The following is a 22,598-nucleotide window of genomic DNA, read 5'->3' as shown; positions in this document are numbered from 1 at the left end:
ATAAAATTATGAAAATTATAGTATCAGTATTTTTATTATTTGCAGTTACCTTCAGTTCTTTTTCACAGACAAATGATTTGAAAATAAGCGAATTATCAAAAGAGATAGAGTCTAAAGTGATTGAGTGGAGAAGGCATTTACATGAAAATCCAGAATTATCGAATAGAGAGTTTAATACGGCAAAATATATTGTTAAACATTTAAACGAATTAGGATTAGAAGTACAAGAAGGTGTTGCTAAAACAGGTGTGGTTGGCTTATTAAAAGGAGATTTGCCAGGAAAAGTAGTAGCGCTAAGAGCAGATATGGATGCATTACCAGTCACAGAAAGAAACGATTTGCCTTTTAAATCTCTTGTAACTTCTGAGTACAATGGAAAAAAAACAGGGGTAATGCATGCGTGTGGTCACGATTCTCATGTTGCTATTTTAATGGGAACTGCAGAAGTGCTCTCTAAAATGAAAAGTAAAATTAAAGGAACTGTTAAATTTATTTTTCAACCAGCAGAAGAAGGCGCACCAAAGGGTGAAGAAGGTGGCGCTGAATTAATGGTGAAAGAAAATGTCCTTAAAAATCCTGATGTAGATGCAATTTTTGGATTACATATCAATTCAGGAACTGATGTAGGAACTTTAAAATACAAAACAGGTGGAATTATGGCAGCGGCGCAAACCTTTGAAATAAATATAAAAGGAAAACAGGCTCATGGTTCAAGACCATGGACAAGCGTAGACCCAATATTAACATCTGCAAGTATTATTCAAGGGTTGCAGACCATAATTAGTAGAGAAGCAGAACTGACGAAAGAAGGTGCGGTCATTACTGTAGGAGTGATGAATGGAGGCATACGATCTAATATCATTCCGGAAAGCGCAAAATTAATCGGTACAATAAGAACTTTAGATTATGATATGCAAAAGTTTATCAATAAAAGAATGAATGAAATGGTGCCTGCTATAGCAAAAGTGCACCGAGCAGAAGCAACTATAGAAATTTCTAAGGGACTACCAATTACATATAATCATATTAAATTAACAGAAAAAATGCTGCCTACGTTACAGCGAATTGCAGGAACTGAAAAGGTGGTTAAAATTAGTGCTATAACGGGGGCAGAAGATTTTTCTTTCTATCAACAAAAAGTACCTGGAATGTTTTTCTTTTTAGGCGGAAAGACCTTAGATGTAAAACCAGAAGATGCCGCTGGACATCATACGCCAGATTTTGTGATTGATGAAAGTGGTTTTATACTAGGTGTCAAAACAATGACTGCTTTAACACTCGATTATTTGAATGATTAAAAATATTTTTAAAAATATTGGTCCTGGTACATTAATAGCGGCTGCTTTTATTGGCCCAGGAACCGTAACACTTTGTACGCTCGCTGGTGTAAATTTTGGATTCAATTTATTATGGGCAATGGTACTCTCTATACTTGCGACCATTATTTTGCAAGAAATGGCAGCTAGGTTGGGTATTATTTCTCAAAAAGGATTATCTGAGGTTATTAGAGAAGAAATTAAAATCCCGTTTTTAAAACAATTAGTTACAATACTAATTTTAGCTGCAATTGTAGTTGGTAATGCCTCTTATGAAGCAGGTAATATAAGTGGAGGAATCTTAGGTTTAGAAACTATTTTTGGGGAATTTAGATATAATTTTAATGGGAGCTCCATCAACTTTATGAGTATCGTCATTGGTATTATTGCATTTATTCTTTTATATATTGGTAATTATAAATTTTTAGAAAAAGCATTAATAGCGCTAGTTTTAATCATGAGTTTGTCTTTTGTGATAACGGCAATGATCACTAGGCCTAATCTTTTAGAGGTGATGAAAGGGATGTTTATTCCTAAATTTCCAGAGAAAAGTTTACTTACCGTAATTGGTTTAATCGGCACAACTGTAGTGCCCTATAATTTGTTTTTACATGCTTCTTTGGTTAAGGAAAGATGGAAGTATAAAGATGATGTCTCTATGGCTAGAAAAGATACTATAATTTCTATTATTCTTGGAGGATTGGTTTCTTTGGCAATTATTATTTCTGCGGCGGCAATTCCATCAAAAGATATTTTAAATGCAGCCGATTTAGCAAAAGGTTTAGCACCTTTATTTGGCGATTTCTCTAAGTATTTTTTAGCATTGGGCTTATTTGCTGCTGGCATAACATCGGCTATTACAGCTCCTTTGGCTGCTGCTTATGTTGCAAAAGGCTGTTTAGGTTGGAAAGGAAACATGAAGTCAAAATCATTTAGAATGGTTTGGATTATTATCCTATTCTTAGGGGTTTTATTTTCATCTGTAGGAATTAAACCCATTGAAATTATAAAGTTTGCTCAAGTTGCAAATGGTATGTTATTGCCTATTATTGCAGGGGTTTTATTGTGGATTATGAACAAGAAAAATGTTTTAGGAATTTTTGTAAATACAAAAACACAAAATTTTTTAGGTTTTATAATTTTAGCAATTTCTATTTTTTTAGGAGCTAAAGGAATTTTAAAAGTTTTTAATTTTATATAAAATGAAAATTGATATCAATTGTGATGTTGGTGAAGGAGTGGATAATGAGCATTTATTAATGCCCTATATTTCTTCTTGTAATATTGCTTGCGGTGGTCATTTTGGTGATAAAAATACTATAGACAAAACGATAGAGTTAGCGGTTCAAAACAAGGTTTTAATTGGTGCACATCCATCTTTTCCTGACAAAGAAAATTTTGGCAGAAAATTAATAGAGATGGCCGACGATGATTTTAAAGAAAGTATACAAAATCAGTTGAATTTATTTCTGAATAGGCTTGCTGTTTTTAAAGTGAAAATGCATCATATAAAGCCACATGGCGCCTTATACAATGCCATCGCTATAGATAAAGATGTAGCAGTTTTATTTATTGACATCATTAAAAAGTATGCTATTGATGCCTATTTGTATGTGCCTTATAGTTCCGTTATTGAAAAAGTTGCCCTAGAAAATAATATAAAAATCAAGTATGAAGCCTTTGCTGATAGAAACTATAATGATGATTTAACATTAGTTTCTAGAGCTTGTGAAAATGCAATGATACTAGATAAAGAAAACGTTTTTCAACATGTTATGAGAATTATAAAAGAAGATAAAGTAAAAACAATTTCAGGAAAAGAAGTGCAAATAAAAGCAACCACTTTTTGTTTGCATGGAGATGCAAAAAATGCAATTGAAATCGCAGAGTACGTTTCGAATAACATAAAAAATGAAGGAATTATTGTTGGATAATACACTTACATATAAACCTTTTGGAGCTAAAGCAATTCTGATTGAATGGAAACCTATAATTGATGAAGCAATTTTACAAGATATATTAGAATTTAAAGATAAAATTAAAGACCAAAAAGGGGATACCTATCTAGATTCTATTGTTGGTTACAATTCTTTAACCATCATATTCAGAGATATATTTGTAAACTTTAAGCAAGAAGTTGCAAAATTAAAAGCAATTTATGCTGTAAATTCAGCGGTTGAACAAAAACAAAATTTTCTTTGGGAAATTCCCGTTTGTTACGATTTGGAATTTGGTATTGATTTAAAGGAAATGTCACAATCTTTAAATTTAGAGATTTCCGAAATTATTAAAATGCATTCAGAAAGTGTTTATACTGTTTTTTTTATTGGATTCTTACCTGGTTTTCTTTATTTAGGAGGCCTAAATTCAAAATTATTTTTTGACAGAAAACCAAATCCCCGATTGAATGTTGAGCGAGGTGCTGTTGGAATAGGAGGGGAACAAACCGGAGTCTATCCTGTGAATTCTGCTGGTGGTTGGAATATTATCGGTAAAACGCCAATTAATTTTTTTGATGTGGGAGAAAAAAAACCTTGTTTTGCTAAATCAGGAGATCGTATAAAATTTATTTCAATTACTAAAAAAGAGTTTTTCAAACTTGAAAATCTAGTGTCCGATAATTCATTTCAACTTTTTAAAACAGTATTGAATGATTAAAGTCTTAAATTCAGGATTCCACACAACTATCCAAGATAGAGGAAGATGGGGTTTTGCCTCTTTAGGGGTTCCAGTTTCAGGGGCAATGGATGCTTATTCAGCAGATTTAGCCAATAGAATTTTAAACAATTCTTTAGATTGTGCTGTTTTAGAAATTACTTTAGGAGGCTGTAAACTTCAGTTTTTATCAAAAACGGTTATATGCATTTCTGGAGGTAATTTTTCTCCAAAAATTAATAAGAAACCTATTTTATTAAATTCTAAAATTATTGTGCAAGAAAACGATATTTTATCTTTTGGCAAAGTGAATTTTGGCATTCGTTCTTATCTGGCTGTTAAAAATGGGTTCCAATCTGATAGGAAGTTGGGGAGTAGAAGTGCGTTTAAAAATATTACGAATACTTTTCTTTTGAGGTCTGGAGATATCTTACCCATTTCTAAACTAAAAATAACTACAGAAACTTCAAATATGATGATTAAAATAAATAAAAGTCATTATGAATCTACCGATATTGAATGTTCTAAAGGGCCTGAATTTTACTTATTATCTGACCAACAACAAAAAAAAATAGTAGAAAATCAGTTTAGTATTTCAAAAGAAAATAACAGAATGGGGTATAAATTATATGAAATTATTGAAAATAAATTACCATCTATTTTAACATCAGCAGTTTTACCAGGTACAGTGCAGTTAACTCCTTCCGGAAAATTAATTATTTTAATGAGAGATTGTCAAGTTACAGGTGGTTATCCAAGAATTTTACAAGTATCTGAAAGTTCTCTGTCCAAACTAAGTCAAAAATTTACCGGAAGTAAAATAAACTTTGTATTACTCTAAAGTTTATTTAGGATGGACTAATTTAGAGGTCAAAAATTGTTTAGGCGTTAATCCCTCGTTTTTTTTGAATAATCGAATGAAGTAGTTGGAGCTTGAGAAGCCAGATGCATAAGCAGTTTCTTTTATCGATAACTTTTCTTCGAGAAGTAATTTTTTAGAAATTTTAAGTCTTTCATCAATAATCAATTGATAGGGAGAAATACCTAACTCCTCAGCAAATGCTCTATAAAAAGAGGATTTACTCATTGTAGAAATTTTCAATAAATCTGTTATATTGATTTCTTTATATATATTTTGTTGAATAAAATTAATAACTGCAGAAAAAGGGCTATTGTTAGTATTGAATTTTGCATCTTTTCTTAGTTCACTTATATTTTGCATTTTGAGCACACAAAGTAAAAGTTCTTTTAATAATATGCTAAGATGTAAATTATTTAAAGGATTTTTTGAAGCTGCGATTCTTGTTATTTTCTTTTTAATATTTACAAAGTCTTCATTATTATTACATAACCAGGCATTATCAAATAATTGCCAGTTTTTTATGAAAGTACCTTCGTCTAGACTTTCATTAAATTCATTAATTTGTTTCTTGACGAAATTATCATCTAACGTCAAAGCTGAACATTGTGTTGGATTCGTAAAAGATGCTTCCGGGAAATCTATTTCTAATTTTTCATGAGCAGGCGCTATAATTGTATTACCCGGGTTGTAATCTCTAGATATTAGGTCATTAAAACGCACCCGTTTTGATCCTCTTAGCATTGAAGTTATGGTAAAACCGTTAAAGCTCAAAGGAAAATTTAAAACTCTTTGTCTTGTCTCATAAATGTTTAACTCACACATGTTAAAATTAAAACCTCGCCTTTGCTCTATGAGTTTATTTACATTGGCATTTGGAGTCAGATCAAGCGGTTTGATTTTATTCATGGTGTAATTTAATAATTTAAGAACATTAATCCAAACTCATTGGGAAGATTGTGCTATTAATCATTATGATTGTGACATTCTTAATTAAATATAAAATTTAGTTTAGCAATGTGAATATCTAAAATTATAAAATACTTTTTGTAAAAGTTAAATTTTAAAAATATGAAGAAAGACGAAACAGCAATTATTTTAATTGAATTTCAAAATGACTTTACCACAGAGGGTGGTATATTTCATGATGCAGTAAAAAATGTTATGGATGAGACCAATATGTTATCCAATACTTTTGATCTAGTTGAAAAAGCAAGAAAAGAGGGAGTACATGTTATTCATATACCAATTTCATTTACTGAGAACTATAGTGAATTAACGAGTAATCCTTATGGTATTTTAAAAGGTATTGTAGATAATAATGCTTTTCAAAAAAACTCTTGGGGTATTGAAATTCATGAAAAATTTACTCCACAAAAAAATGAAGTAATAATAGAAGGTAAACGTGGTTTGTGTGGTTTCCATAGCACAAATTTGGGTTTTATTTTAAGAAGTAAAGGAATAAAAAATATAGCAATTGGAGGATTTTTAACTAATTGTTGTGTAGAGTCTACAATGCGCACTGCTTATGAAAACGGATATAACGTGATTACACTTACAGATTGTTGCGCGGGTTTAAGTTTGGAAGAACATAAAAATGCTATTGAGAAAGATTTTCCAATGTTTAGTCAACCGATGACAAGTTTAGAGTTTATGAAAATTGTAAAGGGTCAAGATGAATTGGTTTTAAAGGGAAAAGGCTATGAATAAAACTTGTTTTTTGAATTAATTATCGGATGAACGAGGATTAATAGAATATTATATAATATTTCTACTATCTCTAAATTTTGGAATAAAAAGAGACCATTTATGGTCTCTTTTTATTTGGATTTCATAACGTTAATAGAAGTAGTTTTTCAATTTTTAAAATTTATCACAATTACTAAAAAAGATTTTTTTGAACTTGAAAATCGAATGTTTAATAATTCATTTTAACTTTTTAAAACTGTTTCGAATGATTAAGGTTTTACATTTAGGTTTCTGCACAATTATTCAAGTTAGAGTATTACTAGATCTAATCTCTTTAGATGTAACGTTTTCGGGAGTTTATACATTCATTAGATTTAGCCAATGAATTTTCCAAAAAAAAATCTTTAGTTTCCAATGTTTTATAAGTCGCTTCGGAGCATTGTAAACTGTAGTTTTATAGATCGGAGAGAAGGCCTTAAATTCATTTCAGAAATCTTTGAACTTTAAATTGAGTGCCGTTTCGCGAGTTTAATTTAAATAAATAGATACCGTTTGCTAAAAATTGAATATCAATTTTATTTGAATTTACAGATCTATAAATTAACTGACCTGTAATATTATAAATTTCTCCACTAAAATTATCTTCCTCCGAATTAATTTCAATGTATGATGGATATATTTTTATAATAGGTTCATGAACGATTTCATTAATATTTAATGTGTTATTTTTTTGATTACAGTTTAGGTAATCGATTGGCTGGTCTGTATGATTCGTTAAATATTCAATTAAATAATCGGCTGTGGTTAGGGGAAATGAATAGCTAGGGGTTGTTGGAAATAAGTTTGGATATACACTAGATATATAGTCATTAAGACTTAAGGTTATTTGACTACTGTCTTGAAGCAAAATATCATCTTTAAAAAAGATAAATTCATTGTTTTGGTTCTTTGAAACTTTAAAACTTGTGTCTAATGAATAGCTAAAACTGGATGGGTATTCATTTAAAAAGTTTCTAAGTGCTGTAACACTCATTGTATAGGTGTCAAATCCATTACCAAATGGATCTATCGAGTAAATAGAAAAAGGTGTAATTATACCCTCATAGATTTTATCTCTAATACCTCCAAAATTTTGTATCACCATATCTGAATCAGAAATTACTTTTAGAGCATCTGTATAAAAACAACCTGTTGAGGTCTTTGTTAATGTCGATACAGAAGAACCGATATTTGTATAAAAGCTCGGGTTATTAAAATACCCATCAATGTCTTCTGCTAAAGCATTGTCTAAAGCTAAACTAGAATTTGATAAATTGATGAGTTCAAATTCAAAATTTGTTATTTGTTTATTAGTTACGGTTAAAGTAGTTTTTGAAATTTTTTCTAAATTTACACCAGACATTACTTTATAACCGTTCGCATGTGCAACACCATACTCCTGGTTATTATGACCACCGATAACTAAATCTACAAAATTGTAGGTTTCAAGAATTTCTTCATCTTTATAGCTTCCGTAATGCGTAAGAGCAACGATTAAGTCAACATTATCACTAACTTTAAGATCTTTGTAATTTTCAAAACTATCTAAGCCTTCTGTGAAAGATAAACCTTGAATTTTTTTTGGATGCGTTAATGGATATCCTCCTGGACTACCTGTTTCTACGACACCTACAAATGCAATTGAAAAATCATCTTTTGTTATAATTGTACTTCCCTGAATATCGCCTAATTTACCGGTTCCTCCAGAGACATTATCACAAATAAAAGGAAAATTTGCTTGCTCAAGACGATCATTAAGTATCGCTTGACCATAATCAAATTCATGATTACCAATAACACTTACATCGAGTCCAGTTTTATTAAGCATGTCAATCATTGGATATCCTTTATTTTGATGATAATCTACAATCGGATTTCCTGAAAAAAGATCGCCGCCTGCTACAAAATATACTTTTTGATTTTTTGCTTTTTCAGCATCAATTAGTGGTTTGATTTTAGCGAAATTTTCTATTTCACTGTGTGGATCATTAATAGCAAAAATTACAATCGTTTCTTGGGCAAAAGTTGCGCATTGAAAAGCTAGAAAATATAATAATGTAGGTATTCTTTTCAAGGGAATTAATAATAAATTCATAAATAAATTGTAATGATTCAAAACAAAAATAAGCTTAATTTAATGTAGTTTCAAATTATAGTACAATCCGATTTTTTTTTAAAATATTTTTAGGATAATAACGAGCACTAATATAAACTGTAAACGACTTCTTAACGGAGCTTAAAATTGGAATATAAAAAAAGCATCCAAATCTGGATGCTTTTTTATATAATTAAGATTAGAAGTTATTCTTGTGATTTTACAACCATTTTTACTTCTTTTATTTTATGCTTTGAAGTCTCTATATTAGTAGAAGTAATTTTTCCAGCTTCATTCGCTTTCTTTTCTATTTCTGCAACAGTTCCTTCAATTTTTTGAATTTCTTCAGTTACTTCACCACCGATAGTTTTAGTCGTTGTAATTGTGGCCATTGCTAAATCTCCAGAAGTTTGTTTTATTTCAACTTTTAATTCTTTTTTAATTTCTTCAGCATGAGGTTTTGCATCAGCATGTCCTCCTAAAATTGGCGCAATTACCAATCCAATTAAACAGGTAAGTTTAATTAAGATATTCATTGATGGTCCAGAAGTATCTTTAAATGGATCTCCAACAGTATCACCAGTTACAGCAGCTTTATGCGCTTCAGAACCTTTATAGGTCATTACTCCATTAATTTCAACACCAGCTTCAAAAGATTTTTTAGCATTGTCCCACGCACCACCAGCATTATTTTGGAAAATAGCCCAAAGTACACCAGAAACAGTAACACCAGCCATATAACCACCTAGCATTTCAGCAACCAACATATTGTTCTCTTGGTAAACTAATTTACCTATTAATACGACCGCTATTGGGAAACCAATTGTTAAGATGCCTGGTAACATCATTTCCTTTAAAGATGCTTTTGTAGAAATAGCTACACATTTATCATATTCTGGTTTTCCAGTTCCTTCCATAATTCCAGGAATTTCTTTAAACTGTCTTACAACTTCATTTACCATTTCCATGGCAGCTTTACCTACAGCATTCATTGCTAGAGCAGAGAATACCACAGGAACCATTCCACCCACAAATAGCATTGCTAATACGGGAGCTTTAAAAATATTAATTCCGTCTATACCTGTAAAGGTTACATACGCCGCAAATAAAGCCAACGATGTTAATGCAGCAGATGCAATAGCAAAACCTTTACCAGTTGCAGCAGTTGTATTACCAACCGCATCTAAAATATCTGTTCTTTCTCTAACAATTGGATCTTGCTCACTCATTTCAGCAATACCACCAGCATTATCGGCAATTGGTCCAAAAGCATCAATCGCTAATTGCATAGCCGTTGTTGCCATCATTGCAGAAGCCGCTAAAGCAACTCCATAAAATCCAGCCAAAGCATATGATGCCCATATTGCAGCAGCAAATAATAATACAGAGGAGAATGTAGAAATCATACCCGTAGCTAAACCAGCTATAATATTTGTTCCTGCTCCAGTGCTAGATTGTTGTACAATTTTTAAAATTGGTTTTGAACCCAATCCTGTGTAGTATTCTGTAAATGCTGAGATTCCAGCACCCACAACTAAACCAACTAAACAAGCATAGAATACTCTCATTGAAGAGATATCTTGAGGACCTTCTCCAAAGAAATCCATTTTCATTGTTTCTGGTAACATCCAAGTTACTAAACCATAACAGGCCACGGCTACCATTATTATTGATGCCCAGTTTCCGATATTTAATGCTTTTTGCACATCCGCTTCTTTTGCATCGTTAGATGAAATTTTAACCAAAAGGGTTCCGATAAGAGAAATGATAATTCCTACACCGGCAATAGACATGGGTAGTAAAATGGGTCCAATTCCGCCAAAAGCGTCGGTAATACTTCCCCCCATATCCTTAATTACATAGTTTCCTAGAACCATAGCGGCTAAAACGGTAGCTACATAAGAACCAAATAAATCTGCGCCCATACCTGCAACATCTCCAACATTATCTCCAACATTATCAGCGATAGTTGCTGGGTTTCTTGGATCATCTTCAGGAATGTCTGCTTGTACTTTACCCGCTAAATCAGCTCCAACATCGGCAGCTTTAGTATAAATACCTCCACCAACTCTAGCAAATAATGCGATAGATTCAGCTCCCAAGGAGAAGCCTGCTAATGTTTCTAATACCATTGTCATATCGCTAGTGTTTGTCCAAACACCACCCATAAACATGTGATAGAATATAATAAAGAATGCTGTTAAACCTAATACCGCTAAACCGGCAACTCCAAGGCCCATAACTGTACCACCACCAAAAGAAACTTTTAATGCATTCGGTAAACTAGTTTTTGCAGCTTGCGTTGTTCTTACATTTGTTTTGGTTGCAATTTTCATACCCATGTTTCCTGCAAAAGCAGAAAATATAGCACCAATAACAAAGGCGATTACGATAAGAATGTGAGTTGATTCAACCACAAAAGAAACACCAGCTAAAACAATACTTGCTCCAAGTACAAAAATTGCTAGTAATCGATATTCGGCTTTTAAGAATGCTAAAGCACCTTCATAAATATGATCCGAAATTTCTTTCATTTTTCCATCACCTGCATCTTGCTTCATTACCCAGGATTTCTTTACTACCATATATGCTAAGCCTAATAAAGCCATTGCAATTGGCATCCAAATCATCATTGATTCCATAAATTTTTATATTTGATTAGTTTAAAACGGTGGTAAAAGTAATAAAATCCAACAGAACTAAAAAACCTCCTAAAATGTTTAATTTTAGGAGGTCTTTAATTTTATAATATAATAATTTCTATATCTTGAAATTATCGGTCTTTTTGTAGTCGCTTTTTTCGTATCTCCTAACACAATCTTTATAGATTTGCATTGCTTCTGTAGCATTTCCCCAACCACCAACATCTACTTTTTTCTTTTCTAAATCTTTATAAACTTGAAAGAAATGTTCTATTTCTTTTAACCTATGAGGATTTAAGTCTGAAATATCATTTTTATTATTCCAAATTGGATCTGAAATAGGTACACAAATAATTTTTTCATCTGGCCCTTTTTCATCTGTCATATGAAAGACTCCAATAGGTTTTACTTCAATAACACACATAGGAAAAGTTGGTTCATGTCCTAAAACTAAAACATCTAATGGATCATCGTCTAATGCTAATGTTTCTGGTACAAAACCATAATCTGCAGGATACATCATAGAAGAGAATAACATTCTGTCGAAACGTATTTTATTCAAATCAAAATCATATTCATATTTATTTCTACTTCCTTTAGGTATCTCGATTAAAACATCGAAAGTTTTCTTATTTTCTAGGCTCATGAATTTTTATTTTTAAACTTCCGGCAAAAGTAATTAATCTAGAAAGTTTTTCAAGGAAATTTATAGTGAAATTACGCAATGGTTTTCGAACAGATTAGGAATATAGAAAGCAATAAAAAATCCTTTTTGAAATTCATCAAAAAGGATTCTATATTTCTTTTAAAAAAAGTTTAAACTATATATATAAAACGTCTTTAACTGCTTTTATTACATCATTAGAATTTGGGATCCATTTTTCAAATAAAACGGGAGAATATGGAGCAGGAGTATCTGCGGTTGTAATTCTTTTTACAGGAGCATCTAAATAGTCAAATATTTCGTCTTGAATTCTATAGGTAATTTCAGTTGCAATACTTCCAAAAGGCCATGCTTCTTCTAAAACTACTAATCTATTTGTTTTCTTAACAGATTTAATAATTGCTGCATGATCCATAGGTCTCACAGTTCTTAAATCGATAATTTCTACAGAAATATTTTCTTTCGCTAATTCATCAGCAGCTTTGTAAGCTTCCTTGATAATTTTTCCAAAAGAGACCAAAGTTACATCAGTACCTTCTCTTTTAATATCTGCAACCCCAATAGGAATTATATATTCTCCTTCTGGAATTTCCATTTTATCACCATACATCTGCTCAGATTCCATAAAAATTACTGGATCATCGTCTCTAATAGCTGCTTTTAATAAACCTTTCGCATCATAAGGATTTGACGGCACAATCACTTTTAAACCAGGTGTATTTGCAAACCAGTTTTCAAATGCCTGCGAGTGTGTTGCTCCTAATTGGCCAGCAGATGCTGTTGGACCTCTAAATACAATTGGACAGTTAAATTGACCACCAGACATCTGTCTAATCTTTGCAGCGTTGTTTATAATTTGATCAATACCAACCAAAGAAAAGTTAAACGTCATATATTCTACAATAGGTCTATTCCCATTCATAGCAGAACCAATTGCAATACCAGCAAAACCAAGTTCAGCAATTGGAGTATCTATAACCCTCTTTGCTCCAAACTCATCTAACATTCCTTTACTAGCTTTGTAAGCTCCGTTGTATTCCGCAACTTCTTCACCCATTAAATAAATGCTTTCATCTCGGCGCATTTCTTCACTCATTGCTTCGCAAATAGCTTCTCTGAATTGAACTGTTTTCATGTATTTTTAATATAGTTATTTATTCTTGTTGCAAAAGTAATGAAATAATTGTCAATTTTTTTTGTTCAACTATAGAAACTCATTGGAAATAGGAGAATAAACACTCAATCGTTTTCGGAAATTAATAAATAATAAAAAAAATACTATGCGTGCATAGTATTTTTTAAAAAAAAGACGTAATTTTGCTCCAGAAAAAATGATTAAAAATAAAATTTATGAAAATATTGGTATGTATTAGTCATGTTCCTGATACCACTTCTAAAATTAATTTTACAGAAAACGACACTAAGTTTGATACAAATGGAGTTCAGTTTGTAATTAATCCTTATGATGAGTTTAGCCTTACAAGAGCTATGTGGTTTAAAGAAAAACAAGGGGCAAGTGTAACAGTTGTGAACGTAGGAAATGCATCTACTGAGCCAACTTTACGTAAAGCATTGGCAATTGGAGCAGATGCTGCAGTTCGTGTTAATATGGAGGCTACTGATGGTTTATCTGTTGCAAAGCAATTAGCAGAAGTTGTTAAAAACGGAGAATATGATTTAGTTTTAGCGGGTAGAGAATCCATTGATTATAATGGAGGAATGGTTCCTGGTATGTTAGCTTCTTTAATAGATTACAATTTTGTGAATGGTTGTGTTGGAATGGAAGTTGACGGAACTTCGGTTTCTCTATCTAGAGAAATTGACGGTGGAAATGAACATTTACGTACATCTTTACCATTAGTTGTTGCTGGTCAAAAAGGAATTGTTGAAGAAAAAGATTTACGTATACCAAATATGCGTGGAATTATGATGGCTCGTAAAAAACCTTTAAATGTCCTTGAACCAATTACTGTAGAAAATGCAACTTCTGCAGAGTCATTTGAAAAGCCAGTGCCAAAAGGAGCTGTAAAATTAGTAGATGCGGATAATATTGATGAGTTAATTAACTTATTGCATAATGAAGCTAAAGTGATTTAACTTTTTTAGTAAAGATGAAATCATTCCGAGTTTATTTCGGAATCTCGTTTAAAGAGGAAAGATAAAATAATTAAATCCTGCAACAAGTTCAGGGTAAAAAAATAAAAATATGTCAGTTTTAGTTTTTGCAGATTCAACAGAAGGAAAATTCAAAAAGAGTGCTTTTGAGGTAGTTTCTTACGGGAAAAAGGTTGCTGAACAATTAGGAAGTAATGTAATTGCTCTTGCAATAAATGCCAATAATAATGAAGAGTTATTTGCTTATGGAGCAGAAAAAGTAGTTTCAGTTTCTAACGATTCTTTAGCTACATTTAATGCCAAAGCATATGCATCGGTTATAAAACAAGTGGCAGATGCACAAGGTTCTTCAGTAGTGATTTTAGATTCTAGTATAGATGGATTATTTGTTGCACCAATGATAGCAGTGGCGTTAGATGCCGGTTATGCATCTAATGTGGTTGCATTGCCAAGTGCTACGCATCCATTTACAGTAAAAAGAAAAGCATTTTCTAACAAAGCATTTTCAAATACCGTAATTTCTTCGGAGAAAAAAGTAATTGGAGTCGCTAAAAATTCTTATGGAATTCATGAGAATTTAGTTTCTGGAATAGTAGAAAATTTTGAAGCTTCAGTATCTGACACGGATTTAGGAGTAACATCAGAAAAAGTAGAAAGAATTACAGGTCAAGTAACCATTGCAGATGCAGATACAGTTGTTTCTGCAGGAAGAGGTTTAAAAGGGCCAGAAAATTGGGGAATGATTGAGGAGTTAGCAGATATTTTAGGTGCTGCAACTGCATGTTCTAAACCAGTTTCAGATTTAGGTTGGCGTCCTCACGGCGAACATGTTGGGCAAACAGGAAAACCTGTAGCATCTAATTTATATATAGCTATCGGAATTTCTGGAGCAATCCAGCATTTAGCCGGAATTAACGCATCCAAAGTAAAAGTAGTTATTAACACAGATCCAGAGGCACCTTTCTTTAAAGCTGCAGATTATGGTATTGTTGGTGATGCTTTTGAGGTAGTTCCAAAATTAATAGAGAAGTTAAAAGCTTTTAAACAAGCTTAATTCAAATATTTAAATTAGTTGGTTTAAATGGAGGCCTATTAGTTTTATAACTAGTAGGTTTTTTCTTTTCATAAAAACTCTTTAAATAAAAGTATTCAATCTATTATTTTTATTAAATTGTGCCCTCAGAAAAAATGTAATATAAGATACTCTTTTGTATCGTATATAATTATATATGAGTTTAATACTACTAAATATTAAAGGAATTTCTTACAGTCAAACTCAAAGCGGTGCGTATGCATTAGTTTTGAGTGAAATGGAAGGAACAAGAACATTACCTATTATAATTGGAGCATTTGAAGCACAATCTATTGCTATTGCGCTAGAAACCGAAATTAGACCGCCAAGACCGCTTACACACGATTTATTTAAAACGTTTTCTGATCGGTATGAAATTAACATAAAAGAAGTAATTATTCATAAGCTGGTAGACGGAGTTTTCTTTTCTAGTTTAATTTGTGAAAGAGAAGGCAAGCAAGAGGTCATCGACAGCAGAACTTCTGATGCTATAGCGATCGCAGTGCGTTTTAAAGCGCCAATTTATACTTATGAAAACATCCTAGATAAAGCTGGTGTTTATTTAAAAGCTGAAGAAGAAATGGCTATTCAAAAGAAAAAAGAACCTTCTGAACTCTCTTTTGAATTAGAGGAGGCTCTTGATAAAGAAGAAAATAGTTACTCGCGTTTGTCTTTAAAAGAATTACACAAACAATTAAACAATGCAGTTGTTAATGAAAATTATGAAATAGCTGCAAAAATTAGAGACGAAATTAGCAAACGTTCTTAAATGTATTACAACTAGATTATGAAAAAAATACTTACAGTCATTTTTTGTTTATTATCAATTTCAATTTTTTCTCAAAATACCGAAACAGTCGCTGATGTGTCTGAAATTTTACCAAGCCAAGGATTTTCTCTGAGTAGTTTATGGAGAGGGGTTTTAGGAATGTTCGCTCTAATTATTATTGCCTTTTTATTTAGCGCTAATAAAAAGGCAATTGACTGGAAGAAAGTAGCTATTGGTTTATTTCTTCAATTAATAATTGCAATTGGTGTTCTAAAGGTAGAATTTATTCAATCTATTTTTGAATTGGTTGGCGGAGTATTTATAGAAATATTAGGGTATACAAAGGCAGGTAGTGAGTTTTTATTTGCAGGTATGGTGGGTGATATGAGTAAATTTGGATACATATTTGCTTTTCAAGTATTACCAACTATTATTTTCTTTTCAGCGCTAACTTCATTATTATTTTATTTGGGGATTATTCAAAAAGTTGTTAAAGTTTTAGCAATTGGTTTATCTAAGTTTTTAGGAATTTCTGGAATGGAAAGTCTTTCTGTAGCAGGTAATATATTTTTAGGGCAAACAGAAGCACCACTTTTAATAAAAGCTTATTTAGAAAAAATGAATAAGTCAGAAATGCTTTTGGTTATGATTGGCGGCATGGCTACAGTAGCAGGAGCAGTTTTGGCAGCTTACATTGGTTTTTTAGGAGGTGGAGACAAAGCTTTGGAGTTAGTATTTGCGAAACACCTTTTAGCAGCTTCAGTTATGGCAGCTCCAGGAGCTATTGTAGTTTCAAAAATATTATATCCCCAAACTGAAAAGGTAAATTCAGATGTTACGGTTTCTCAAGAGAAAATAGGATCTAATATTTTAGATGCTATTGCAAATGGGACTACTGAAGGTTTGCGCTTAGCAGTAAATGTTGGAGCAATGCTTCTAGTTTTTGTTGCTGTTATTGCCATGTTAAATGGTATGTTAGGTTGGGTTGGAGACGTAACAACTTTGAATAGTATTATTGCAGAAAACTCAGCATATAAAGCCTTATCATTAGAATTTATCTTGGGATCTATTTTTGCGCCATTAATGTGGCTAATTGGAGTGCCTAGTGCAGATATTTCTATGATGGGTCAGTTACTAGGAATTAAATTAGCAGCAAGCGAATTTGTTGGGTATATTCAATTAGCAGAATTAAAAAATGTAGCAAATGCAACACATCTTACCTTTAATAAATCTGTGATAATGGCAACCTATATGTTGTGCGGTTTTGCAAACTTTGCTTCTATTGGGATCCAAATAGGTGGTATTGGTTCTTTAGCTCCTGGTCAACGTAAAACGTTATCAGAATTCGGAATGAAAGCTTTAATTGGTGGTTCAATTGCTTCTTTAATGTCTGCAACGATTGCAGGGATGATTATAGGCTAGAAAAAAGTATAATTGTTTAAGCGTGTGTGTATACGTTTAAACAGTGTAATAATTAAATGATTAAACAATGCGTCAATATCACGATTTAGTAAAACACGTTTTAGAGAACGGAAACGAAAAAGGAGATAGAACAGGCACAGGAACAAAAAGTGTTTTTGGATATCAAATGCGTTTTGATTTGAGTGAAGGTTTTCCAATGGTAACCACAAAAAAGTTGCATTTAAAATCGATTGTTTACGAATTGCTTTGGTTTATAAAAGGCGATACCAATATTAAATATCTGCAAGAAAAGGGTGTAAGAATTTGGAATGATTGGGCAGATGAAAATGGAGATTTAGGACCTGTTTATGGTCATCAATGGCGCAATTGGAATAGCGATGAAGTAGATCAATTAAAAGAAGTGATTGAAACTTTAAAAAAGAATCCGAATTCTAGAAGAATGTTGGTTTCGGCATGGAATCCTTCGGTATTGCCAGATACCTCTATTTCATTTTCAGAAAATGTTTCCAATGGAAAAGCAGCTTTGCCTCCTTGTCATGCATTTTTTCAATTTTATGTTACTGACGGAAAATTATCTTGTCAGCTATATCAAAGAAGTGCAGATATCTTTTTAGGAGTTCCTTTTAACATTGCCTCTTATGCATTATTTACAATGATGATTGCACAAGTTTGTGGTTATGAAGCAGGAGAATTTATACATACTTTTGGAGATGCACATATTTATAACAATCATCTAGAACAGTTAGAATTACAATTGTCTAGGGATTTAAGGTCATTGCCAAAAATGAAAATTAATCCAGCTATAAAAAACATCGAAGATTTTACTTTTGATGATTTTGAGTTGTTAGATTACAATCCGCATCCGCATATAAAAGGTATCGTGGCAGTGTAAAAAAAGAGCGTTCAATTCTAATTTGAACGTTCTTTTTTTATACTACATAATAAGTATTATAAACTTAATACACAGTTATTAGCTCCAGCAAAATCGCTCCAAACGGAACCATCCGCTTCTTGTTCATTTATATATTCTCCATCAACTAGATATCTGAATTCATACGCAGTTCCACAATCTAAATCAACAGTACCTTTAAAAGATCCATTTTTTAATTTTTTAAGTGGAGTTGCTTTTCCATTCCACTCATTAAAGCTTCCAACTACTGCAACATTATTTGCTTCTTCAGCAGGTACAGTAAAAGTTACTTTACACACTGGCTTACTTTTTAAAAATTGTTTTTTAATTGACATAATTATTAAATTAAATTATAATGTAAATTTATTGAAGTAGAATATAGCTACAAAAATAATATTATAAGAATTTTAGAGAATTATCAGTTTCATAAATTGTGTGTTCAAATTATTGATAATTCAAAATAAAAGTAGAACTAAATTATTGTATTTTTAAAATAATGTACAGTTGTTTTAAGTTGATTATCAGCGATTTTTGTATCGAAAACGTATTCGCTTTCTAAAGATTTAGTTCAAAATGAGCAAAAAGCATCAAATCTCAAAACATTTACTGTAATTTCGCATAAATTCAAAGAGCACAAATGATTATAATTATAGCGGCAATTGCAAAAAATAATGCGTTAGGAAAAGATAATGATTTAATATGGTATTTGCCAGGAGATTTAAAACGCTTTAAAAAAACAACTACAGGTCATCATATTTTAATGGGTAGAAATACTTTTGAATCTATAGGCAAACCATTGCCAAATAGAACTTCTATTATTATTACTAGAAATGAAAAATACTTCAAAGATGGGTGTTTAGTTGCAAACAGTCTGGAAGAGGCAGTTGAATTAGCAAAAGAAGACGATCAAATTTTTATTATTGGTGGAGCTCAAGTGTATAAATATGCTATGGAAAATAATATTGGAGATACTTTAGATATTACTTTGGTGCATCATGAGTTTGAAGCAGATGTTTTTTTCCCGGAAATAGACCCCGAAATTTGGAAAGAAGTTGCAAGAGAAGATTTTAAAGCCGATGAAAAGAATAAATTCGATTATAGTTTTTTAAGATTTCAAAAGAGAACTAATTAATTCTGTTGGCTCTAAACCCGCCACCCAAATTCATCTTATATTTTTGCTGTGCAAATAAAAAGTAATTATATAATTTATAATTTACCTCATAGCCATAATTTATAGTTGGTTGATAGTCAACTATGTTTTCGTAAATATTAGGGTTAAATCGGCTAGGGTTTCTGGCTCTATTGTTCCATTCTAAAACCCAAACTCTATTTCTAGCTTCTAAATAATTTTGAGAATAATATCCTTCAGGTTTTGCGATAGAATTTAAAAAACTTGTAAAGCCAATATCAATAATTATAATTTCATATTCTAAACGTTCATTAGCAATAATAACGGGTTCTTCTTTTTTTGTTTTTTGGCTATTTATGGAAGCCGAACCGCATGCCGAAAAAAATATCGAAATAGTAAATAGGATAAGTATTTGTTTTAAAAGTTTCATAATCAGAAGTTTTATGATATGTAAATTTGCAAAATTTTCTTTAAAAACCATTGGTTTTTAATTCTTTTAACATTAATTTTAAAAATTAAAATCAAAAAAAATGAAGTTTAAAATAGTAGTAATTCTTGTTTTTTGTATTTTCTTTTCTTGCACGAAAAAAGTATTGGTAAAGAATCAATATTCAATTTTAGAAGAAAAGGATAGGGCAGCTTTAAAAGACAAACTTTTAGAAGATAGATTTACAAATTTGCTTCCAGAATTAATGGACAAATCAGAGATTGATATGTGGCTATTAATTTCTAGAGAATATAATGAAGATCCAGTTTTAAAGACAATGTTACCCGCAACTTGGTTAAATGCAAGGAGAAGAACTATTATTGTTTTTTATAGAAATAAAGAAAAAAACACTTTAGAAAGATTAGCGGTAGCAAGATATAATATAGGGAAAAGCATAAAATCTGCCTGGGATAAAGAAAAGGAACCCAATCAGTGGGTCGCTTTAGCAGAAATGATAAGAGAGAGAAATCCTAAAAAGATCGGAATTAATTTTTCAAAACACTTTCCATTAGCAGATGGTTTAGTAAAAACAGATTATGATGAATTAAAGGAGAATTTGCCAGAAGAATTAGGTTCAAAATTGGTTTCAGCAGAAAAATTAGCGATTGCTTGGATAGAAACTAGAACTAAAAAAGAATTAGAATTATTTAGAGAGTTAGTAAAAATTACTCACGATATTATTGATGAAGCTTTTTCTAAGGAAGTAATTGTTCCTGGTGTAACTTCAACAGATGATGTTGTTTGGTTTTTGCGCCAAAAAGTAACAAGTTTAGGTTTAGAAACTTGGTTTCATCCAACAATAGATGCGCAAAGGAATAAAGAAGTTTTAAAATCACATATTGAATCTTTTTCTAAAGGGAAAGAAGAACAGATTATTCAAAAAGGAGATTTATTACATTGTGATTTTGGGATTACTTATGTTGGGTTAAATACAGATTGTCAGCAGCATGCTTATGTTTTAAAAGATGATGAAAAGCAGGTTCCACAATTTTTAAAAGATGCTTTTAAGAAAGGAAATAGACTGCAAGATATTTTAACAAGTTCTATGAAGTTTGGTAAAACTGGGAATCAAATTTTATCAGAATCTTTATCTCAAGCAAAAGAAGAAGGATTAAAACCGTCAATTTATACTCATCCTTTAGGGAAATATGGTCATAGTGCGGGGACCACAATTGGTATGTGGGATTCTCAAAATGGAGTTCCTTTTAAAGGGGACTATCCTTTGCAAAAAAATACTGCATATGCAATTGAGCTAAACACCTCAGTAACTATAAAAGAATGGCAAAAAGATATTAGAATTATGCTAGAAGAAGCTGGCTTTTTTGGTGATGATATTTTTGAATATGTTAATGAAAGGCAAACAAATATTAAACCAATAGAAACTAAATAAATGAAGTCTCGATGTTTTTGGGTGTCAGATAGTAAATTATATCAAGAATATCATGATAATGAATGGGGGCAGCCTGTTTATGATGATGAAACTTTGTTCGAATTTTTAGTGTTAGAAACTTTTCAAGCAGGTTTAAGTTGGATTACCATTTTAAATAAAAGAGAAAATTTTAGAAAAGCTTTTAATAATTTCGATTATGAAAAAATAGCAAAATATACTGAAAGTAAATACTTGTCTTTATTACAAGATGCAGGTATTATCAGAAATAAATTAAAAATAAAAAGTGTCATTGCAAATGCACAATTGTTTATGCAAGTGCAAGAAGAATTTGGCTCATTTTCTAAATTTATTTGGTCTTATGTAGAAGGCAAACCTATTATTAATAAATTTCATAAAAGAGAGGAAGTTCCTGCTACTACAGAATTGTCTGATAAAATTTCTAAAGATTTAAAAAAAAGAGGTTTTAAATTTGTTGGCTCAACTGTAATATATGCATATATGCAAGCAGTTGGTATGGTAAATGATCATACAACTGAATGTTATAAATATCCAAAGTAATGGGTGTATTAAAAATCCCAAAATACGATTTAAAGAAATTCATAAATGTTTTTAATAGGAGATTCGGACTCTTTATTATTTTCGTTTTCGTTCTTTTTTTTGATAGTATTTATTTTGTAGAAAACATTTTAGATTCTCAAATACCTATTAATATTTTAATGATTTTTGGATTTATTGTAATGTACTGGAGAGCAAATCCAAGAACTAAAGAATTAATGATTTATGCTGTAATTTTAGGCTTTGGAGGAGAATATTTATTTTCTAGAGGTTTAAATATGTATACCTATCGCTTAGAAAATGTACCATTATACGTTCCCTTAGGGCATGCAGCTTTATACGGACGTATTTTTATGTTTAGCAAAGCACCAATAGTAAGAAAGTATCATAAAAAAATTGAAAGATTATTTGGAATTTGTATTGGAATTTTTGCCACTGTGTATTTAATTTTCTTTACAGATGTTTTTGGCTTTGTAATGACTATTTGTATGTTTTTACTACTTTGGAAAAGACCAAAAGATAAACTGTTCTTCTTTTCAATGTATATTTTAGTCGCTACTCTAGAAATTGGAGGAACTGCATTTGGGTGTTGGAAATGGCCTTCTACTGCATTTGATGTTTTTACCTTTTTGCCCAGTAATAATCCTCCTAGTGGTATTAGTTTATTTTACTTTTTATTGGATATTGGATGCTTTTTTATGTACACCCAAAGACATAAAATAACTTGGTCAAGGCTAAAAAGTATCCAAAGAAATCACGTATAAATTTTGTATATTTATGGATCAATTAT

The 22,598-nt window shown here is 31.3% G+C and carries 22 protein-coding genes; 15 read left to right on the top strand and 7 right to left on the bottom strand.

Features of this window, described 5'->3' with window-relative positions:
• Positions 1–8: 8 nt before the first annotated feature.
• The 5 genes from BLT88_RS11895 to BLT88_RS11875 are packed head-to-tail and all read left to right on the top strand — an operon-like array spanning position 9 to position 4,812.
• Entirely contained in the window at positions 9–1,298 is a 1,290-nt protein-coding gene (locus tag BLT88_RS11895) for an amidohydrolase (RefSeq protein ID WP_091954968.1), read from the top strand.
• Positions 1,291–2,517, top strand: coding sequence for an Nramp family divalent metal transporter (locus tag BLT88_RS11890; protein ID WP_091954966.1), 1,227 nt, complete (start codon positions 1,291–1,293; stop codon positions 2,515–2,517). The genes BLT88_RS11895 and BLT88_RS11890 overlap by 8 nt, the downstream gene beginning before the upstream one ends.
• Position 2,518: 1 nt before the next feature.
• On the top strand, positions 2,519–3,250 hold the full coding sequence (gene pxpA, locus BLT88_RS11885; RefSeq protein ID WP_091954963.1) for a 5-oxoprolinase subunit PxpA: 732 nt from the start codon (positions 2,519–2,521) through the stop codon (positions 3,248–3,250).
• The gene (gene pxpB, locus BLT88_RS11880) at positions 3,228–3,974 is read left to right on the top strand and encodes a 5-oxoprolinase subunit PxpB (RefSeq protein WP_231959996.1); all 747 of its coding nucleotides are present in this window, start codon (positions 3,228–3,230) and stop codon (positions 3,972–3,974) included. Before pxpA ends, pxpB begins: the two co-directional genes overlap by 23 nt.
• Positions 3,967–4,812, top strand: a complete 846-nt coding sequence (locus tag BLT88_RS11875; RefSeq protein WP_091954960.1) for a biotin-dependent carboxyltransferase family protein — start codon at positions 3,967–3,969, stop codon at positions 4,810–4,812. Before pxpB ends, BLT88_RS11875 begins: the two co-directional genes overlap by 8 nt.
• 3 nt (positions 4,813–4,815) lie before the next feature.
• Here the strand turns inward: BLT88_RS11875 and BLT88_RS11870 are convergent, their stop codons facing one another.
• Positions 4,816–5,739: a helix-turn-helix domain-containing protein gene (locus BLT88_RS11870; protein ID WP_091954958.1), complete on the bottom strand. Its 924-nt coding sequence runs from the start codon at positions 5,737–5,739 to the stop codon at positions 4,816–4,818.
• A 162-nt stretch (positions 5,740–5,901) separates the two neighbouring features.
• On the opposite strand from BLT88_RS11870, the gene BLT88_RS11865 reads away from it, so the two are divergent.
• Entirely contained in the window at positions 5,902–6,540 is a 639-nt protein-coding gene (locus BLT88_RS11865; protein WP_036783392.1) for a cysteine hydrolase, read from the top strand.
• Positions 6,541–7,000: 460 nt separating this feature from the next.
• Here BLT88_RS11865 and BLT88_RS11860 read toward each other — a convergent pair whose 3' ends face one another.
• The 4 genes from BLT88_RS11860 to BLT88_RS11845 form a co-directional block, all read right to left on the bottom strand.
• Complete coding sequence (locus BLT88_RS11860; protein WP_091954956.1) at positions 7,001–8,653, bottom strand: metallophosphoesterase; 1,653 nt, start codon at positions 8,651–8,653, stop codon at positions 7,001–7,003.
• A gap of 206 nt (positions 8,654–8,859) precedes the next feature.
• Positions 8,860–11,295, bottom strand: coding sequence for a sodium-translocating pyrophosphatase (locus tag BLT88_RS11855; protein ID WP_091954955.1), 2,436 nt, complete (start codon positions 11,293–11,295; stop codon positions 8,860–8,862).
• A gap of 118 nt (positions 11,296–11,413) precedes the next feature.
• A complete protein-coding gene (locus BLT88_RS11850; protein ID WP_036783414.1) occupies positions 11,414–11,941 on the bottom strand; it encodes an inorganic diphosphatase in 528 nt (175 codons plus the stop codon).
• Positions 11,942–12,116: 175 nt separating this feature from the next.
• Positions 12,117–13,094, bottom strand: coding sequence for a pyruvate dehydrogenase complex E1 component subunit beta (locus tag BLT88_RS11845; protein ID WP_036783421.1), 978 nt, complete (start codon positions 13,092–13,094; stop codon positions 12,117–12,119).
• Positions 13,095–13,309: 215 nt separating this feature from the next.
• Between BLT88_RS11845 and BLT88_RS11840 the strand changes: the two genes are divergently transcribed.
• The 5 genes from BLT88_RS11840 to BLT88_RS11820 all read left to right on the top strand — a co-directional run bounded on the left by BLT88_RS11840 (position 13,310) and on the right by BLT88_RS11820 (position 18,229).
• Positions 13,310–14,056 carry an electron transfer flavoprotein subunit beta/FixA family protein gene (locus tag BLT88_RS11840; protein ID WP_036783424.1) on the top strand — a complete coding sequence of 249 codons (747 nt, stop codon included), beginning with the start codon at positions 13,310–13,312 and terminating at the stop codon, positions 14,054–14,056.
• Positions 14,057–14,165: 109 nt separating this feature from the next.
• Complete coding sequence (locus BLT88_RS11835) at positions 14,166–15,128, top strand: electron transfer flavoprotein subunit alpha/FixB family protein (protein WP_036783427.1); 963 nt, start codon at positions 14,166–14,168, stop codon at positions 15,126–15,128.
• 175 nt (positions 15,129–15,303) lie between these two features.
• The gene (locus BLT88_RS11830) at positions 15,304–15,915 is read left to right on the top strand and encodes a bifunctional nuclease family protein (RefSeq protein ID WP_036783429.1); all 612 of its coding nucleotides are present in this window, start codon (positions 15,304–15,306) and stop codon (positions 15,913–15,915) included.
• Positions 15,916–15,933: 18 nt separating this feature from the next.
• A complete protein-coding gene (locus tag BLT88_RS11825) occupies positions 15,934–17,337 on the top strand; it encodes a NupC/NupG family nucleoside CNT transporter (protein WP_091954953.1) in 1,404 nt (467 codons plus the stop codon).
• Positions 17,338–17,404: 67 nt separating this feature from the next.
• Positions 17,405–18,229 carry a thymidylate synthase gene (locus BLT88_RS11820; RefSeq protein WP_091954952.1) on the top strand — a complete coding sequence of 275 codons (825 nt, stop codon included), beginning with the start codon at positions 17,405–17,407 and terminating at the stop codon, positions 18,227–18,229.
• Positions 18,230–18,285: 56 nt separating this feature from the next.
• Here BLT88_RS11820 and BLT88_RS11815 read toward each other — a convergent pair whose 3' ends face one another.
• Entirely contained in the window at positions 18,286–18,582 is a 297-nt protein-coding gene (locus BLT88_RS11815) for an isoamylase early set domain-containing protein (RefSeq protein WP_036783441.1), read from the bottom strand.
• Between the two features lie 302 nt (positions 18,583–18,884).
• Between BLT88_RS11815 and BLT88_RS11810 the strand changes: the two genes are divergently transcribed.
• Entirely contained in the window at positions 18,885–19,379 is a 495-nt protein-coding gene (locus BLT88_RS11810; RefSeq protein ID WP_091954949.1) for a dihydrofolate reductase, read from the top strand.
• Here BLT88_RS11810 and BLT88_RS11805 read toward each other — a convergent pair.
• The gene (locus BLT88_RS11805) at positions 19,372–19,806 is read right to left on the bottom strand and encodes a DUF6146 family protein (protein WP_091954948.1); all 435 of its coding nucleotides are present in this window, start codon (positions 19,804–19,806) and stop codon (positions 19,372–19,374) included. The genes BLT88_RS11810 and BLT88_RS11805 overlap by 8 nt on opposite strands.
• A gap of 100 nt (positions 19,807–19,906) precedes the next feature.
• On the opposite strand from BLT88_RS11805, the gene BLT88_RS11800 reads away from it, so the two are divergent.
• The 3 genes from BLT88_RS11800 to BLT88_RS11790 are packed head-to-tail and all read left to right on the top strand — an operon-like array spanning position 19,907 to position 22,572.
• Positions 19,907–21,253: a M24 family metallopeptidase gene (locus BLT88_RS11800; RefSeq protein WP_091954945.1), complete on the top strand. Its 1,347-nt coding sequence runs from the start codon at positions 19,907–19,909 to the stop codon at positions 21,251–21,253.
• On the top strand, positions 21,254–21,811 hold the full coding sequence (locus BLT88_RS11795) for a DNA-3-methyladenine glycosylase I (protein WP_091954942.1): 558 nt from the start codon (positions 21,254–21,256) through the stop codon (positions 21,809–21,811).
• Positions 21,811–22,572, top strand: a complete 762-nt coding sequence (locus BLT88_RS11790; protein WP_091954940.1) for a hypothetical protein — start codon at positions 21,811–21,813, stop codon at positions 22,570–22,572. Before BLT88_RS11795 ends, BLT88_RS11790 begins: the two co-directional genes overlap by 1 nt.
• Positions 22,573–22,598: the final 26 nt, after the last annotated feature.

This window comes from Polaribacter sp. Hel1_33_78, from assembly GCF_900106075.1.
Lineage (GTDB): Bacteria > Bacteroidota > Bacteroidia > Flavobacteriales > Flavobacteriaceae > Polaribacter.
This window is presented reverse-complemented; position numbering and strand designations above follow the sequence as displayed.